This is a genomic window from Microcoleus sp. K5-D4 (assembly GCF_036704575.1).
Classification (GTDB): Bacteria; Cyanobacteriota; Cyanobacteriia; order Cyanobacteriales; family Microcoleaceae; genus Microcoleus.
This window is the reverse complement of the sequence record NZ_JAUBSD010000024.1, coordinates 1-15,519: the sequence shown is the minus strand read 5'-3', so window position 1 is coordinate 15,519 and position 15,519 is coordinate 1. Positions and strand designations below refer to the sequence as shown.

The 15,519-nt window shown below is 44.0% G+C and carries 14 protein-coding genes and 1 pseudogene; 6 read left to right on the top strand and 9 right to left on the bottom strand.

Going from position 1 to position 15,519, the window contains the following annotated elements; translation table 11 throughout:
- Nucleotides 1-231: 231 nt before the first annotated feature.
- Both QUA77_RS10150 and pdxA read right to left on the bottom strand, forming a co-directional pair.
- Entirely contained in the window at nucleotides 232-3,843 is a 3,612-nt protein-coding gene (locus QUA77_RS10150) for an OmpA family protein (protein ID WP_333450038.1), read from the bottom strand.
- A gap of 120 nt (nucleotides 3,844-3,963) precedes the next feature.
- Nucleotides 3,964-5,061 (bottom strand): 4-hydroxythreonine-4-phosphate dehydrogenase PdxA, encoded by a 1,098-nt coding sequence (gene pdxA, locus QUA77_RS10145; RefSeq protein ID WP_333450037.1) that lies wholly within the window; start codon nucleotides 5,059-5,061, stop codon nucleotides 3,964-3,966.
- A 71-nt stretch (nucleotides 5,062-5,132) separates the two neighbouring features.
- On the opposite strand from pdxA, the gene petM reads away from it, so the two are divergent.
- The 5 genes from petM to QUA77_RS10120 all read left to right on the top strand — a co-directional run bounded on the left by petM (nucleotide 5,133) and on the right by QUA77_RS10120 (nucleotide 8,151).
- The gene (gene petM, locus QUA77_RS10140) at nucleotides 5,133-5,237 is read left to right on the top strand and encodes a cytochrome b6-f complex subunit PetM (protein ID WP_333040919.1); all 105 of its coding nucleotides are present in this window, start codon (nucleotides 5,133-5,135) and stop codon (nucleotides 5,235-5,237) included.
- 197 nt (nucleotides 5,238-5,434) lie between these two features.
- On the top strand, nucleotides 5,435-6,412 hold the full coding sequence (locus QUA77_RS10135; protein WP_190657002.1) for an NmrA family NAD(P)-binding protein: 978 nt from the start codon (nucleotides 5,435-5,437) through the stop codon (nucleotides 6,410-6,412).
- A 1-nt stretch (nucleotide 6,413) separates the two neighbouring features.
- Entirely contained in the window at nucleotides 6,414-7,331 is a 918-nt protein-coding gene (locus QUA77_RS10130; RefSeq protein WP_333040918.1) for an NAD(+) kinase, read from the top strand.
- Nucleotides 7,332-7,547: 216 nt separating this feature from the next.
- On the top strand, nucleotides 7,548-7,766 hold the full coding sequence (locus tag QUA77_RS10125; protein ID WP_333053554.1) for a hypothetical protein: 219 nt from the start codon (nucleotides 7,548-7,550) through the stop codon (nucleotides 7,764-7,766).
- Nucleotides 7,759-8,151, top strand: a complete 393-nt coding sequence (locus QUA77_RS10120) for an aspartyl protease family protein (protein WP_333338408.1) — start codon at nucleotides 7,759-7,761, stop codon at nucleotides 8,149-8,151. Before QUA77_RS10125 ends, QUA77_RS10120 begins: the two co-directional genes overlap by 8 nt.
- Before the next feature lie 583 nt (nucleotides 8,152-8,734).
- Here QUA77_RS10120 and QUA77_RS29290 read toward each other — a convergent pair.
- The 7 genes and pseudogenes from QUA77_RS29290 to QUA77_RS10090 form a co-directional block, all read right to left on the bottom strand.
- On the bottom strand, nucleotides 8,735-8,971 hold the full coding sequence (locus QUA77_RS29290) for a PIN domain-containing protein (protein ID WP_445302069.1): 237 nt from the start codon (nucleotides 8,969-8,971) through the stop codon (nucleotides 8,735-8,737).
- A 146-nt stretch (nucleotides 8,972-9,117) separates the two neighbouring features.
- Nucleotides 9,118-9,357, bottom strand: coding sequence for a DUF2281 domain-containing protein (locus QUA77_RS10115; RefSeq protein WP_333450036.1), 240 nt, complete (start codon nucleotides 9,355-9,357; stop codon nucleotides 9,118-9,120).
- 608 nt (nucleotides 9,358-9,965) lie between these two features.
- Complete coding sequence (locus QUA77_RS10110; RefSeq protein ID WP_333450035.1) at nucleotides 9,966-11,936, bottom strand: hypothetical protein; 1,971 nt, start codon at nucleotides 11,934-11,936, stop codon at nucleotides 9,966-9,968.
- A 307-nt stretch (nucleotides 11,937-12,243) separates the two neighbouring features.
- Nucleotides 12,244-12,390, bottom strand: coding sequence for a DUF5615 family PIN-like protein (locus tag QUA77_RS10105; protein ID WP_333450034.1), 147 nt, complete (start codon nucleotides 12,388-12,390; stop codon nucleotides 12,244-12,246).
- On the bottom strand, nucleotides 12,387-12,617 hold the full coding sequence (locus QUA77_RS10100; RefSeq protein ID WP_006634608.1) for a DUF433 domain-containing protein: 231 nt from the start codon (nucleotides 12,615-12,617) through the stop codon (nucleotides 12,387-12,389). The genes QUA77_RS10105 and QUA77_RS10100 overlap by 4 nt, the downstream gene beginning before the upstream one ends.
- A gap of 237 nt (nucleotides 12,618-12,854) precedes the next feature.
- A complete protein-coding gene (locus tag QUA77_RS10095) occupies nucleotides 12,855-14,405 on the bottom strand; it encodes an ATP-binding protein (RefSeq protein WP_333450033.1) in 1,551 nt (516 codons plus the stop codon).
- 186 nt (nucleotides 14,406-14,591) lie between these two features.
- A pseudogene (locus tag QUA77_RS10090) lies at nucleotides 14,592-14,738 on the bottom strand (GTPase Era); the annotation flags it as partial.
- Between the two features lie 147 nt (nucleotides 14,739-14,885).
- Here QUA77_RS10090 and QUA77_RS10085 point away from each other — a divergent pair.
- Nucleotides 14,886-15,419, top strand: coding sequence for a peptidoglycan-binding protein (locus QUA77_RS10085; protein WP_333040912.1), 534 nt, complete (start codon nucleotides 14,886-14,888; stop codon nucleotides 15,417-15,419).
- Nucleotides 15,420-15,519 lie beyond the last annotated feature (100 nt).

The following is a 15,519-nucleotide window of genomic DNA, read 5'->3' as shown; positions in this document are numbered from 1 at the left end:
GAAGTTCGGCAACGGATTCTGTAACGGATGTAACGGATGTCAGTCCGATGGAAGAAGGAAGAAGGAAGAAGGGAAATGCAGTCAGAGCAATATTTTCAGCGATAAAAAATGTTCTAACCTTCTTGCCAGTTACTATAAATTAAGAGAAAGAAGTCATTAGTCATTAGGGAAAATTCCCAATTAACAATGCCCGATGCCCGATTCCCCATGCCCGATTCCCTATTCCCAATTTTAATTGATCACCTCAAATACTACCAATCTGCTCAACCACAGCGGTTGATTGGCCTCCACACCTTCCGGGCGACCCTTAGTAGAAGCAATTTGTATTCTATTGCCATTTATCCCTTGTCTAACCAAAATATTTTTCACATTTGTCGCCCTTTCCAGTGCCAACTTTTGATTTTCTGCCGGAGTGCTTTTAAAATCGCTGTAGCCAACTATCCTTAAATTCTTCGTGCGGTTTTTCTCCATATATTCCTTGACTTTACTAAGTTTTTGTGCGACATCTTTCGCCTCCAAACTTGCCGAACCTGCACCGAAATACACGCGAACTGGCATTATTATCTTTGGCGGCGGTGGAGTTCCTATTATCACTGTATTTGTTACGGACTTTACCCCCGGAATTTTCTCAAAAGCTTGAGTTATTTTCTGAGCATCTGGCACTTTGCTTACGCTGCCTGCAACGGCGACTTTTCCCTCTGCATAGCGAGCTGAGATATTAATGCTTTCTACTTTATTCAAAAGAGCTGCCGTCCGCTTGACATCGGCTTCGACTAAAACTGGATCGGGAGGTACTTCAACGGCTATAATTTTATTTTCAATTCTTGATTGTGGAGCCACTTGCTGAGCGATTTTTTCCGCTTTCAATCGCAGATTTTGATTTGGCACTCGGCCCGAAATCTGCAATAATTTATCTTTAACATCTGCCGCGATACGATAAACCGATAACTCTGGAGCAGATTGTAATGCTAAATTCGTATCTGCTTCTAAGTTCGCTTCAACTGCACTGCGGTATTGATGAATTCCCCAAGGTACCCCAATTAAACCTAACGCTGCCAAACCGATAATTGGTAAAATGGGAAGCTTAGAAGATTTAATTTTTACATCTGTATCGATTAATTTTTGCAATTTCGAGTTTACTTCTGGTGGTACAGTTGCTGGATCGCCGTTAAATGACCGAATTTGATCTCCGTATTCTTGAACAATATTGTTGAATATCGCTCGCATTTTGTACTTAAACCACTGGCGGGTTTCTCCTTGCATCACTACTGCTAGATAACACGAACCCGCAACTTCCAGCACGATCGTAGATGTGCCGTATTCTATTGCATCAATTTCTGCAATATTTCCAGACTGAGATATGCAATCGTTGACAAAAGCCCGAATAGCAGTCAGCATCCCCGCTACCATGTCTGATTCTAGCTGTTCGCGTTCAGACTTCTGCACTGCTGAAATTACTAAGCCCGATTCTGTTTGAATTAAAAAAACAGCTTTAACACTCAGTGCTGTTGTTTCTTTTATCAGCAATTCTGCTTCAGAAATGCCCTGTAATTTTGCTTTAATTTTGCGACTAATTCTCTCTGGACTTAAAGATGCTTCGAGTTTTTCATTAATCTCCCGCATCATCTCGGCGATGTATTTTAAAATCGTGCTGCCGATGATCGGATAAAGTGCATCCGACATTGCTTCTCTCTTGAGATGAATTTGCTGTTTGATAGCGGTGGCCATTTCCGGCGCGATCGCCATTGCAATTTCATCGGGCGATTCACTGATTCTGTGGCTGATTCCCACAGGAAGAGCAGGCGATATGGCTACTCCCATCGATTGTCTATTTTCTCGGCTTTTCGTATTAATTATTTCATCAATTATCGGAGCTATGGTTTCGACAAATGATTTTCTAGACTCATTAATTGTTTGGATCATCATTTCGGGAAAGATGACTTTAATTCTGGCAAGTAATTCTTCCCGATCGCCACCCCATTCCGCATCAGTAATTTTGCGATCGAGTTCGCCTACTTTATCGTTGAGTCTGTAATTATAACTTACCACTTCATCTAACAATGGTAAAATAGATTCTATGACCGACTTTTGCAGTTGGGCGTGATGGCTAACCATCAGCTCGTCAATCAAAGGTTTCAGTAAATCTGTAAACAAGTCTGTCGATTCATAAATCCGGTGTTCGATCGCCACAATCTTTTGTTCGATCTTCGCGAGTCTTTGATCGATCCTTTTATTCTGAATGATGGCATCGACAGCGGGGGCGATCGCAGATTCTATCTCTAGCTTTGCTTCCCCGATGTTTCGAGACAGCATTTCTACAATCACTGGCATTATTCTTGCCATCAACCCTTCTATCTCGGCTAAAACTTGCTGCTGAACTTCGACAATCTTAGTTTCATTATTTAATATTTGTGCTGCAATACCGCTGTTTTGAATAGCCGTGTTGACACCGGGCGCGATCGCCTCTCTCACCTCTAACTTTGTCTCCTCGATTTTCCGGTTCAGCGACTCAATCATTAACGGCATTAACCTTGCCATTATATCTTCCGGCTGAGATTTTTGCTGTCGCTGAAGATTATTTAGTCTACTTTCTACATCGCTCAATTTTCCTTGAACTTCTCTTTGAAGAATTGCTGATTGTATCAAAGGTTCGATCGTCGCTGCTACTTGTAATTTTGATTCATCGATTTTCTGATTAAGCAAATCAGTTATGGCCGGCATTAGCATCGCCATTATCTCTTCTGGCTTCTGAAGTGGCGAGTGTTGTGTAGCCAGTCGCCGTTCGATGATGCTCAATACTTTTTCTTCTATTTCTACCCAAGCTATTCTTACCTGTACTGAGGGGGTGATAGCTTCTACAATCTCTGATTTTAATTCACTAATTTTGCGGTTCAGCAATTCGGTAACTACTGGTACTAGCTGCTTGATTAAATCTTCCGGTTGCTGCTGGTAACGCTGCTGAATATTCGCAACTCTATCTTCAATTCTTACTATCTGTTCTTCAAGTCCGTTTTGATTGTGAATTACTTGATTGACTGTCGGTGCGATCGCCGAAGCTACCTCTAACTTAGACTCCTCTACCTTACGCTTCAGCAGCTCGCCCACCACCAACATCACCCGTTGCATTAACTGTTCTGAATTCGGCAGTTGCTGCTGGTTGAAGTTAGCAATTTTATTTTCCAAATCAGCTATTTTGGTCTGCAATTCGAGCTGATTAATTTGATCGCTGCTAGCGAGTTCGCTCGCCTTTTTTAATTCCGACTTCAACCCCTCTAATTCATCTCTCATCAACTCAGGAATTAACGGCTTCAGTAAAGTCATCAACTCTTGGGGTTCAGACATCAACTTCTCAAAATTTTCTAACCTTTGTTCCACGCTCAAAACATTACTGTAAAATTCCGGTAAATCCCTTTCAAACAGCAGTTGTTGCAACCGCTTAAACTCCTCTACTGCTTGTTCTAACTCTTCCTCAGAGGGTCGATAATTTTTTGCTACCTTCGCGGTTATAGATAAATCGTGTTCTTCATTACTTTTTTCTCGTCTTTGAGAGGGGATCTCTTCATCGTTAGTTAATACTTCCGGTACAAGACTCGGTGCTTCGATCAGGAAAGACAATTGTTTGCGCCGATTTTCCTCATCCTCTAATCGCTGCACAGACTTTTCCGCAAGCGGTAACTTCAGCTCGCTTGGTTCTTTTTTTGATTTCTTTAATAACTGGAATTCAGTCAGTATGGTTAGCAATTCCTGAAGTTGCTCTCCAGCTTTAGAACTTGCTATAGTTGCATCAGAAACCTCTTTTTCTGACTGATATATTTTCCCTGAATTGTCATTTGATGCTGCCATACTGCCCTACCCAAACGTAATTTTAATCGACCGAAGTAAATTACTAGCTTGCTTGTCGCCTCACCCCAGCGAAAATCAATAGGAATGACACAATTTTTCCAAGCGTCAGGCGTACTAAAGCTATCGCCTTATTTTAACTGCTCTTCTGCGACTAGCCAACTGGGCCGCCAAATGCAATGCTGCCTTCATGCTGGAGGCATCCGCAATCCCTTGACCTACAATATCAAAAGCTGTGCCGTGATCCGGAGAGGTGCGGACAAAAGGCAAGCCAATTGTAGTGTTGACTGCTTTATCGAAAGCCATCAATTTTACTGGAATCAACCCCTGGTCGTGGTACATTGCCAAGTAACCGTCGTGAGCTTCCTTGGCTAAACCGTACCAAACTTTAGCCGGTTTTACCCACAGGGTATCAGGGGGGACTGGCCCGTCTAACTGCACTTGAGGAAAGCGAGCGCGCTGCGTTTCCAACCAAGGTATCATCCAGTCTTGCTCTTCATTTCCCAGTTTGCCATTTTCGCCGCTGTGAGGATTTAAGCCAGAAATCGCAATTTTCGGTCTTTCCAGCCCAAAATCTTCTCGCAAACACTCTACCAGCAATTCTAGTTTTTCGCTCAGTAATTCTGGACTCAAAGCATCGGGGACTTGACGCAGGGCAATATGTGTGGTAGCGAGTAAAGTTACGAGCGTCCAGCCACTGTGGGGAGATGTGGCGGCAAACAGCATTCCGAACCGCTGCGATTTTGCCCTTTCTGCGAGGAGTTCTGTTTGTCCGGGATAATTGTAACCGGCCGCCTGCCAGCAAGTTTTGGAAATCGGGCCTGTCACGATGGCGGAGAATTCCCCGGCGAGGGTACGGGCGATCGCGCTTTCCATGTAAGCAAAGCTAGCAGCCCCGCTAGCTGCATTTCCGACACCGGGGACAATTTGGCCCCACTTGCTGTCTGGTTCGATATCAATAATGTTTAATGTTTCGGGATTTGCCGCTTCTGCTACTGGATTGCTCGATCGCAACTTATCGTAGGTTTCCTGCAAAACTCTCCTAGAACCTATAACCGTTGCCCTCAAACCAGCAGCGGTATCGGCCAATGCCTTGAGAATCACTTCCGGCCCAATTCCCGCCGGATCTCCAAGAGTTACAGCTAGTTGTGATTCCCGATCGAGACTCAAGGCAGTTTTCTCCAACAAAATACAGCAATTTCGGCACTGAAATTTTAGCATTCATGTACCTGGTTGCCCCAAATTATATTATCTTTATTTAATGCGATCGCCCAATTGGACATATCAAAACCATGAATCCTGAAATTTTCAATGCAGCCTTTTTGTCCTTTTCCCTAATTTTCGTGGGTATAGCTGGAGGCTTCCTCCTGCTCAAATTGCAAGGCGGCGAAGAATAAGTTTTTTTCAACCAATCCTTCAGAAGCCTTCTACCTTCTGCCTTCTAGAGTCTACTTGCTGCCTAAAGCCAGCCTTCTGCCGAATATCTCAAGCCTAAAATGAGAAAAATTCAGGTTTTTGTTAAGTTTTTATAAAAAACTTAACAAAAACCTGATACCATCTTATTGAAAGTTTAAGATTCATAATTAATCCCTAGATGACTTTATTGATTTTAGGTGCCACCGGCACTCTCGGCCGCCAGATAGCCCGCCGCGCCCTAGACGAGGGCTACCAGGTGCGCTGTTTAGTCAGAAGTTACAGAAAAGCTGCATTTTTGAAAGAATGGGGCGCTGAACTCGTACCGGGGAACCTTTGCCAGCCAGACAGTCTGCCTCCGGCCCTAGAAGGCGTCAGTGCTATTATCGATGCAGCAACAGCCAGTGCAGCCGATTCTGTCAGCATCAAAAGAGTAGACTGGGACGGAAAAGTATCGCTGATCCAAGCAGCAGCAGCAGCAGGCATCAAGCGTTACATATTCTTTTCCTTTCTCGACGCTGAGAAATATCCCCAAGTCCCCTTGTTGGAAATCAAGCGTTGTACCGAACTGTTTTTAGCAGAATCCGGTTTAGACTACACAATCTTGAGACCTTGCGGCTTTTTGCAAGGACTGCTGAGCCTGTATGCAATGCCGATTTTGGACAATCAGGCAGTCTGGCTGCCCAACAAGCCATCCGCCCTTGCCTACATGAACACTCAGGACGTTGCTAAATTTGCCGTCCGCGCCCTTTCCGTTCCTGAAACCGAGAAAAAAAGCTTTCCGGTGGTGGGAAATCGCGCTTGGGATGCTGACGAAATCGTGCGGTTGTGCGAACGGCTGTCAGGGAAGCAAGCTAAAATTACGCGCACCCCAGACGCCTTGTTGAAGGCTACTCGTCAATTTGCTAAGTTCTTTCAGTGGAGTTGGAACGTAGCTGACAGATTGGCTTTTTCAGAAGTTTTGGCAGCCGGAAAACCCTTGAAAGCTCCGATGGATGATGTTTACAGTGTCTTCGGAATCGACCCCAAAGAAACTACTACTTTGGAATCTTATCTCGAAGAATACTTTAATCTGATTATGAAGAAGCTCAAGGAAATAGAGTACGAGCAGCTTAAAACTAAAAAACGGAGTAAACAAAAAATGCCCTTTACATTTTAAAGTGCCGAAAGCTGGGATTATATACAACGACGTTAAACCTGTGGCTTGTCGCATCGCCGCAGAGTTGGAAGATAAGCTGACTGCCCGCGGCTGGGAGGTTTGCTCGGTTTCTGGTTCCGGAGGAATTCTGGGCTATTCTAGCCCCGATCGCCCCCTGTGCCACACTCAGATCGAACAACTCGTCCCCCCCGGTTTTGACAGCGACATGGAGTTTGCAGTGGTTTTGGGCGGCGACGGTACGGTGCTGTCGGCATTTCGCCAAGTTGCTCCGATTGGAGTGCCGCTGCTGACTGTCAATACCGGTCACATGGGCTTTTTAACAGAAACTTACCTGAACTTGCTGCCGCAAGCTTTGGAAAAGGTAATTGCCGGAGAATACGAAATAGAAGAAAGATCGATGCTGGCGGTGCGGCTGTTTCGAGAAAACGACTGCCTCTGGGAAGCTCTTTGTCTCAATGAAATGGTGCTGCACCGGGAACCGCTGACTTGTATGTGTCATTTTGAAGTGGCGATCGGTCAGCACGCCTCTATTGACATTGCCGCAGATGGAGTCATCATCGCGACTCCCACAGGATCGACAGCTTACGCCCTTTCTGCCGGTGGGCCTGTGATCATTCCGGGAGTGCCGGTGTTGCAGTTGCTGCCTATTTGCCCGCATTCAATGGCTTCGCGGGCTTTGGTGTTTTCCAACACCGAGCCTGTCAAGATTTTGCCGGCGAGTCCCACCCGCCTGGTAATGGTGGTAGACGGGAACGGCGGATGTTATGTTCTGCCTGAAGATTGGGTGCAAGTCGAGCGAGCTCCGTACCAAGCCCGGTTTATTCGCGTGCAATCTTTTGAGTTTTTCCACATTTTGCGGGAAAAATTGGGCTGGGGTTTGCCTCACATTGCTAAACCGAGTTCGGTTGAGTTGCCTTGATAGTTGTTGGTAATAAGCGGAGGGCTAAAGTCCCGTCACTTCGGCTACGCTCAGTACGTCGCCTTTTAGGGCGGCTTTTTCTTTGTTTTTGGGCAGGATAAAGTTTGATCGGAATCTCCTACGGAATCCTTAATTCTCGATCGAGATTCCGAATCATCTCCAAACTCAGGCAGCGTTTATGATAGATGTATTCTCGTACTTCTGGGAGTTTAAACCATGTCTCTCGCTGAGTTAATACCTTTGGTGAACAATCTGAGCCAGTCAGACAAATTATCACTCTTCAAACTCCTAGCAGTGCAAATCCCAGACGCTGAACTACAAGTCATCTTTTCTGCATCAGAGTATCCGGTTCGATCGCTCTACGATGCAACGGAAGCGGCAAACATTATGATGCAGATGATTCGAGACGATCGAGAGGCATCTACTCATGCCTAGTTCGATCGAGTTTCCCTTTTCTGACAATGAAGCATTACCCACGATTCCCATCACTCTGATTCATGCAGGCTTTTCTGTCTCGGCGAATGCACTGCTAGATACTGGGTCTGCGGTCAATCTATTACCTTATGACATTGGTCTGCAATTGGGTGCAATTTGGGAGGAACAAACTGTCCGCTTGCCATTGGCTGGAAATCTGGCAACGGTTGAGGCGCGGGGTGTATTTGTAGATGTTCAAATTGGGAATCTGGAACCCGTTCGCCTAGCATTTGCTTGGGCACAAGCCTCTCAGGTTCCATTAATTCTCGGGCAAACCAACTTCTTTCGAGAATTTGATGTTTGTTTTGTGCGATCGCGAGGCACGATCGAAATTATTCGCTTCTAATAAGCATCGATGCAGAACTCGGAGTTTTATTTAGCTTAACTCTCGATCGAGCTTCCGAATCATCTCCAAAGTCAGGGAACGTTTACGAGATAACGCTCCCAATCAGTGGCGGTAGCTATCTCAGGACTCAGCACAGCGACTCTCGTCCGTCCGCTGCATTGGGGTTGTTATATTTCGCCTTCATTGCCTCAACGCTGATGCCCTTTCCTTCTCGGCAACTTGCAAATAACCTGACAGGTCGTTTTTGACCGAAAGCATCCAGAATACAAGCCCCCGGATTCATCCGTCCAGAAATAAAAAACCTGTATCCGATGAAACTTGCCCCCCGAATTTATCCGTGGGGTCAATGCTAAAATCTAAAATCTAAAATCTAAAATCTAAAATCGATTGACTTCATCAATCGGGACTTGCTTAAGTCCTCTCTCCTACCGAACTCGGCTAACCACCTCATTGCCTCCGATTTCTCTCGAAATGCAGTTTATTTCTCTTCCCTATTCCTTAATTTACACAAACATTTTTTGCAGCCAGCCTTTTTTGAATTGTTCGGTGCGCTGAATCTGTTACCCCACTGCTTCGGTTTGGGTCATGGGGACAGGGAAGATTCATATATTTTTAAGCCTTGGATAAAGCGAAAATCTTTGAGGTTTAGGGTATAAAGGCTAATGTTATGGGTTAGGGCAGTGGCGGCAATCATGGCATCGGGAATTGTGAGTTTATGGCTTAGGGAATATTGCGCCATGAGTTGAATGAATTGCTCTGAGATGGGTCGAGCGATGGGAATATTTTGAAGTAAGTCGAGGTGTTTTTGAATGCGGTTTATTTCGTTTTTGTTGAGTGCGCCCTAGTACAGTTCTGCTCTGGTGATAATGCTAATGGTTAAGTTCTGGCTGCAGATTTGTCGTAGTTCTTGAATGATGGCGGTATTGTTTTTATAGAATTCGATGAGAATATTGGTGTCACACAAAATCATTGGTTTTCTTTGCCCCAGGCATCTTTGCGAATGTCGTCTAGAGTGATATTTTTTTCTTCCCAGATTCCGGCTAGCTCAAAAAAGGATTGTTCTTGATTGGAATCATCTTTTTTTGGTTCTCTCGTTTTAGTTGGGCTGGCTTGAAATTCTAGAAATTCGATAAATTCAATAACTTTATTGCGTTGTTCGGGGGAAAAATGTTGGATTTTTTGGATTGCCATTTCTAGGGTTAACATGGGTTTCTCTTTGGTGGTTTTTGGTACTATTTTAACGATTTACACAAACATCTTTTTTTTGGATCTACTAGCTTGTTGCATGGTGCGCGATCGCAGCGTATCTATTGATTCTACCAATTTTCTGTCGGTCAAACTCGCGATCGAGCTTCCGAATCATCTCCAAAGTCAGGCAGCGTTTGCGAGATAGCGTTAGTACACAGGGACATTTTGGTTTAACATCCCACCCATTACCTATGCCCCATTCCCTAAACCACCGCTGCGATCGAGAAAATCAGTAATCTCCTGTTCATGGGTATGCTCCTACACTTTGAATTTTTTACAACTTCAATCCAACGGCAGCCCGACTTTTATCAATAAGCCGGGAATACAACAAATTGAACAGCACCCTTTAGGAGTTTATATTTTTTCCACAATAAATACAATGTTTTTAGGTAAATTCATTAAATCTTTACAATGTATTTGATTACAACTAACTCATGATTATCAACTATACCCTAACCAAGATTTAGCGGGCTAACGTTCCCGCTCACCGGACGCAGATGAACTTTGCATCTCACCGATAACTCGACTTCGTTCCGGTGCAGCGGGATTGTTATGCTGTGCCAACTTCAACTTTCACCAAAGAACTCTAGAATCCTATCCATAAAGTTCTGCTTCCAAACTTCTTGTACTCTCTCAACCAGCCAATCATCTAAACTATTAATTTGGCTACCATATTGGTCAAGTACATCATCTCTGTAGCCACCCCCTTGACCCCACCTATTTTGAGCATAATCCCAAAATTCATTAGAGTAAGTTTGGGGAGCAAGACTATCTTTGATACAGCAGCAAATTTCTTGCCCGATCTCAATAATAAATTTCTCAAAATATTCATCTATTTGTTCGCTTAAAATTTTCATGACGGGTTTAAGCCCTGATTGTTCTGAGGCATGTTCCTCAACCAACTCAACAGCACCTATAATCTCTGCCTTTGACTCACGAAGCCTGTCCCTAAGTAATACTTCTGCAACAGTAGAACCATCGAAATAAATATCTATATCTCGCAGATCATAGGTGCCAAACCTATTATTTATTGCACGAAAAACCATCACATGATAGCTTTTAAGATGATTCTTATATCTATTCTCAAAATTACTCAAAAACTCTGTCTTTTCATGAGACTCAATAGTTTTTTTTAGATCGTTTATTAATTTTTCCTCTTGGGGGTTTAATCCTCCTCCACTTTTGATGGCTTGAAAAAAGTGTTCATAATTTTTTGCTTCTTGAAGTAAGGCTCTCTCTCTTCTAGAAATTAAATCATTGATAGCATCTAACAGTTCAATTCTTGCATCAGAAACATCATCCTTTTCATACTGAGGTTTCAGGATATGTTCCTCGTCGTAGAACTGAAGAGCATCATAGAAGAAAATATTCTCTCGCAAGAAATTGATGTTCTCTCTTGCAAAAGCATCATCGATCTGATTTTTTCTAACCTCAATTCCCTCGTCTCTATCCTCTACTTTTCCATCTAAGTTGACGACATCTTCAGGTTCGCCCTTTCGAGGCAGAACCAGTAATGCTACTTTTGTATCAATATCTCTCGATTCTCGCGTTAGGTATCTCTTCAGAAGCTCGCTAACATTACTTGGAGCAGCTAGAAATTGTTCCGCAAACAGACAGATTGAATTGTCTTGGTTACGGATGTAATCAGACAGATCTTTTCTATCTCTGGCATCATCCATACCTCTTGTGTCAATGATTGATCTGAAGCGAGGATATTTATTAAATTCAATTAGTTTATTACTAACACCCACATAAATTCTCTTGGGCAAAGAGAATTTATCCATTTTTCCAAGATTCAAATTGCTAAAGTTATGACGCAACCACTTTCTCTCATCTTCTACACTTTCAAAATCATGGAGAGATTCTAAACGGGTTTGATTTCTGCGTGATAAATTTGCTCTTTCAAGAACGGACTTTAAAAAGCCATCAAGATTTTTAGATGACTGGGCAAGTTCAGATGCTTTATCTACACGCTTTCCTTCAATCTGAGAGTCTCGAAGATCAGTGATATTTCTAATGGCTCTTAGCAGTTCAGCAGGTGGTAGGCCAGTTACTTCTGAATTTTGATCACGTTCCTTATTCCAGAAGTAGATACAGACTTCTCGGATAAATTGTTTAACTTCATCATCACTGTATGGCTCTATCTCAAGGAAGCTTCTCTTGGACATTGAGGGCTGTATGACAACTTCACAAATAGTTGTCCTCCCTGATCCCGTAGATAGCAGTTCACTAATCTTATTGACAGTCTTTCCGGTTTTACCAAAAGTTTTTTCTTCTTTGTGAAACAGATTAAATAGATGACATATAGCTGTAGTTTTACCAACGCCTATTTTCCCAATAAAAACCAAATTATAATCTTGTATTTCGAGCAGTGCTTTCATTCTTGCTAGACGCACCGAAATGCTTTTAAGCGAGTTTATCGAGCAGCGAGTTTTAATAAGAAAATTAACACTCTTCTGACCTTTTATATTTCTCTCTAATATCTCAATCTCAGACTCTATCCGTCCCTTTAGGCTTTGGACAAATTGTATGCTCATATACAAAACTCTTGAAGTGCAAGACTAAACCCCGACTACTCTGACAATAGAGCAGATGCTTTTAGTCTTCCCAAATGCGTAGAAATTGGCTCATTATGATTTTCCGGGCAGCAGTAATTTTGGTACGGCATAGCTCAGTGATTGAGCAGCATAACTTATAATTATATCGCAGTTGCGGTACAATACTGAGTATAGCCGTATAATACCGCAGATTGACGATGTATGTCAACTCCTTCTTACTCCCCATCAGAATCTCCTTTCCTCGATCGAATTCGCCACACGATTCGACTCAATCACTTAAGCCGTCCTAATTAAAAAAGCTATCTTTATCCCAAACTATTGGGTCGATCGTTGCTTTCATTCCCACATCTCGAACGTGAAGCGAATTTGGGAAAATATCGCTCAAACGATTCGGCAACTTGGGCGACAAGTTTTCATCAAAAAGTAATTTCATGCGGATAAGGTCGCAGTCATAAACCGACGCTCGCGGTCAGCAGCATAAGCAATACAGGCTTTTAAATCTTCTCGCGTCAAATCGGGAAAATCGTCGAGAATTTCTGCTTCGGTCATCTCGGAAGCCAGGTACTCAAGCACTTCATAAACCGTAATTCGCAAGCCGCGTACACAAGGCTTACCACCGCGTTTATTTGCTTCGATCGTGATGTGGTTTCGGTAGTTCATAGTTGGAATTTTTGAGAATCTCCTCGTTTGATGTTTGGCGAAAAGATTGGATATACTAGCTTGTTGCATGGGTGCGCGATCGAATAATTGTATTGCAGTTACGGTACAATACTGGATATAATCGAGTAATACCGCAGCTCGATCGTGTGTGTCAACCGCTTCTTAATTATATTTTAGATTAGAGTCGATCGCACACTTTCGGCGATCGGAAAAATAGAGACATTCATCAGAACTTCTTCACGCACGAATAACTGTAACGGTTCGCCCCATTGGTGTCAGATGAATTTCAGTATTCAGTCGTTCTTCTAATTCGATCGCATTCTCGCGTCGATCGAATATCACCAACCACCCTTCATCTTCTCCCAATCGAGCCAAATATCCATCTAACTGTTCCAAGCCTTTACTCAACGGATCGACTTTCCGAGTTCGCCAAACCTTCAGTTCAATTCCCAATGTTACGTCACCATAACGCAAACATAAATCCATTCTGTCGCGCCCGATCGCATATTCCCGCTCCAATGTTCCCCCACCATTAATCACCCGATGCAGAAACGCCATCAACACTAAATGAGGGGCTATTTCGGGATAAGACGCACTTTTGAGTAACGGTTCGCCATGCTGTAGCCAAAACGCGAGAAATGCTTCCAGGAGTGCATCTGGTAGTAGTTCGCCGCGATCGTTCAACCAACTCGGACGGATAATCGGTAAACTATCTTGCGGCCCTTGCGCCAAAACTCGCGGCAACACTTCTCGATAAATCGGATTGGCGATGACTAAACCCCCGGCTGGATCTCGTTTGAGCAAGCCCAAATCTACGAGGTATTGGCGATCGTCATTAGAAGATTCTGGCAATTCTCGTCCGGCTAGCATCGGCTCGATAATGGCTTTGACTCGGTTTTCTCGCAGTCGTTCTGCCAAACTATCTAAATGCGTATCTTGTCGTTTTATGAGAATTTCTTTGGATTCTAAAATATGTTGTGGTGTAATTTCTATAGATTCATCTGTTACTAATTCTTCTACAATTTCCTTAGCTAAAGCATTCACTAACCAAGGTTGTCCCTGAGTCAGTTCAAAAGCTAAGGCTACCGCTTCAGGTGTAAAAACTTGTCCGGTATCTTCGGTATGTTGCGCGTAGAGTTCCGCGACTTCTGAGGCATTAAAATCTCTCAGAGTAATCGATCGCACTTTAATATTAAACGGACTGGATGTATGGAGTCGATCGCTTCCCCCCGCAGCCACTTTGTAATCGCGAACATCCCGCAAACCAATTAAACCCACCGATTGCGGAAACGCTTTCGGGCGATTGGGATAACCATCGCGTAATTGGCGCAGAATAGAAATCAAAGCTTGGTCTTGTAGTGCGTCAATTTCATCGATGAAAACCACTAAAGGACGAGGAGAAGATTGTGTCCACAGGCTGAGTACATCGCCGATTTGCTGTCCCGGTTCCGACGAAGGCCAAGCAGGCGGCTGCAATTCTGGGGGAAGTCGAATCGAAATCGCCCGTCGCCAAGCACCGAGAATGGCATCCTCTGCACCGCCGATGTCTTGACTGAAGGGTGCGCCCACTTCAACTGACAGCATCACGGCGGTGTATTGTCCGCTGTCGGTGAGTTGTTTGGCTAACGCCAGCATAGCGGTGGTTTTCCCCACTTGCCGGGGTGCATGGATGACGAAATAGCTTTGCTGAGCAATCAGTCGCTCTAAATTTGGGAGGCGACGGGTGGCAGGAAGCTGATAGTGGATGTCATCTCGGCAAGGGCCGGCAGTATTGAACCAACGCGGCATAGGTCAACTGGGGCGAATGGGGCTGCTCTCAGTTTAGTGTACTGTTGTTGGAAAGGCGTTCTTGTTGTTTGTTAAGCGGGGGTTTGTATCGACTCTCCGCACCCGATGAAACTCTCTCAGAGCGAAAGTCCTGCTCGATTCTTGATTCATAGAACGGAAGAACCCCAACGGCCAACTGCCAAAGTTTCACTCTTCTACCCGATCGCCCAATTCCGCTAAACGAGTGCGAGACTGCCACCATTTCGGCTGCACTTTGACAAATAACTCCAAATATACTTTGCCCTCAATTAACTTTTGAATCTGTTCTCGCGCCGCACTGTCGATCGACTGTAAGCGGAAACATATAACTCAAATGAGTGACACTCCAATGTGTGAACTCACACAAGTTTCACTATAAAAAGCGACTGTGAAGCCATCGAAGACAGCAGTTATACCTGAAATATCAAATGAAAACACTTGAATGCACAGAGGATTCCCATCATGTTTACAGAAGAAAAAACTCTCAATAATCAAGCTATGGCTCTCGTCGCCGATACAACTTCTCAATCCACTCTTGCAGTTGCTGAAGCGTCTGGACTCATGAAACCCACTTTAAAACGGGGTTCTACTGGTCAAGCGGTCAAGGAACTGCAACAGCTTTTATATCATTGGGGATATTATTACGGTTTTTCGATCGATGGTATTTTCGACACCTATGTTGAAGACGCCGTAAAAGACTATCAACACCGCGTCTTTTTACCTGAAGATGGGATTGTCAGTCCTCTAACCTGGCAAGCACTATACTCGGGTGCACCTGTGAATATGCCGACTCTAATGATTGGTAGTTCAGGTAATGCTGTCAAAATTGTTCAGAATGTCTTGAAATTGAATGGATACTATTTCGGTTTTGTTGACGGATACTTCGGGGTTATGACCAAAGTAGCGGCGATCCAGTTCCAAACGATTAAGGGTTTACCAGCCGATGGAATTGTCGGGCCGAGAACTTGGCACGCTTTGAGCAAGTTACCGCACTAAACAACGGTATATCTCACTGGTATCTGGGGGGGTAACAACCAGCCTGAAACCCATACCTTTGTAAGGATTGAGCCAATGTGTGCTAAAAAAAGATAGGCAG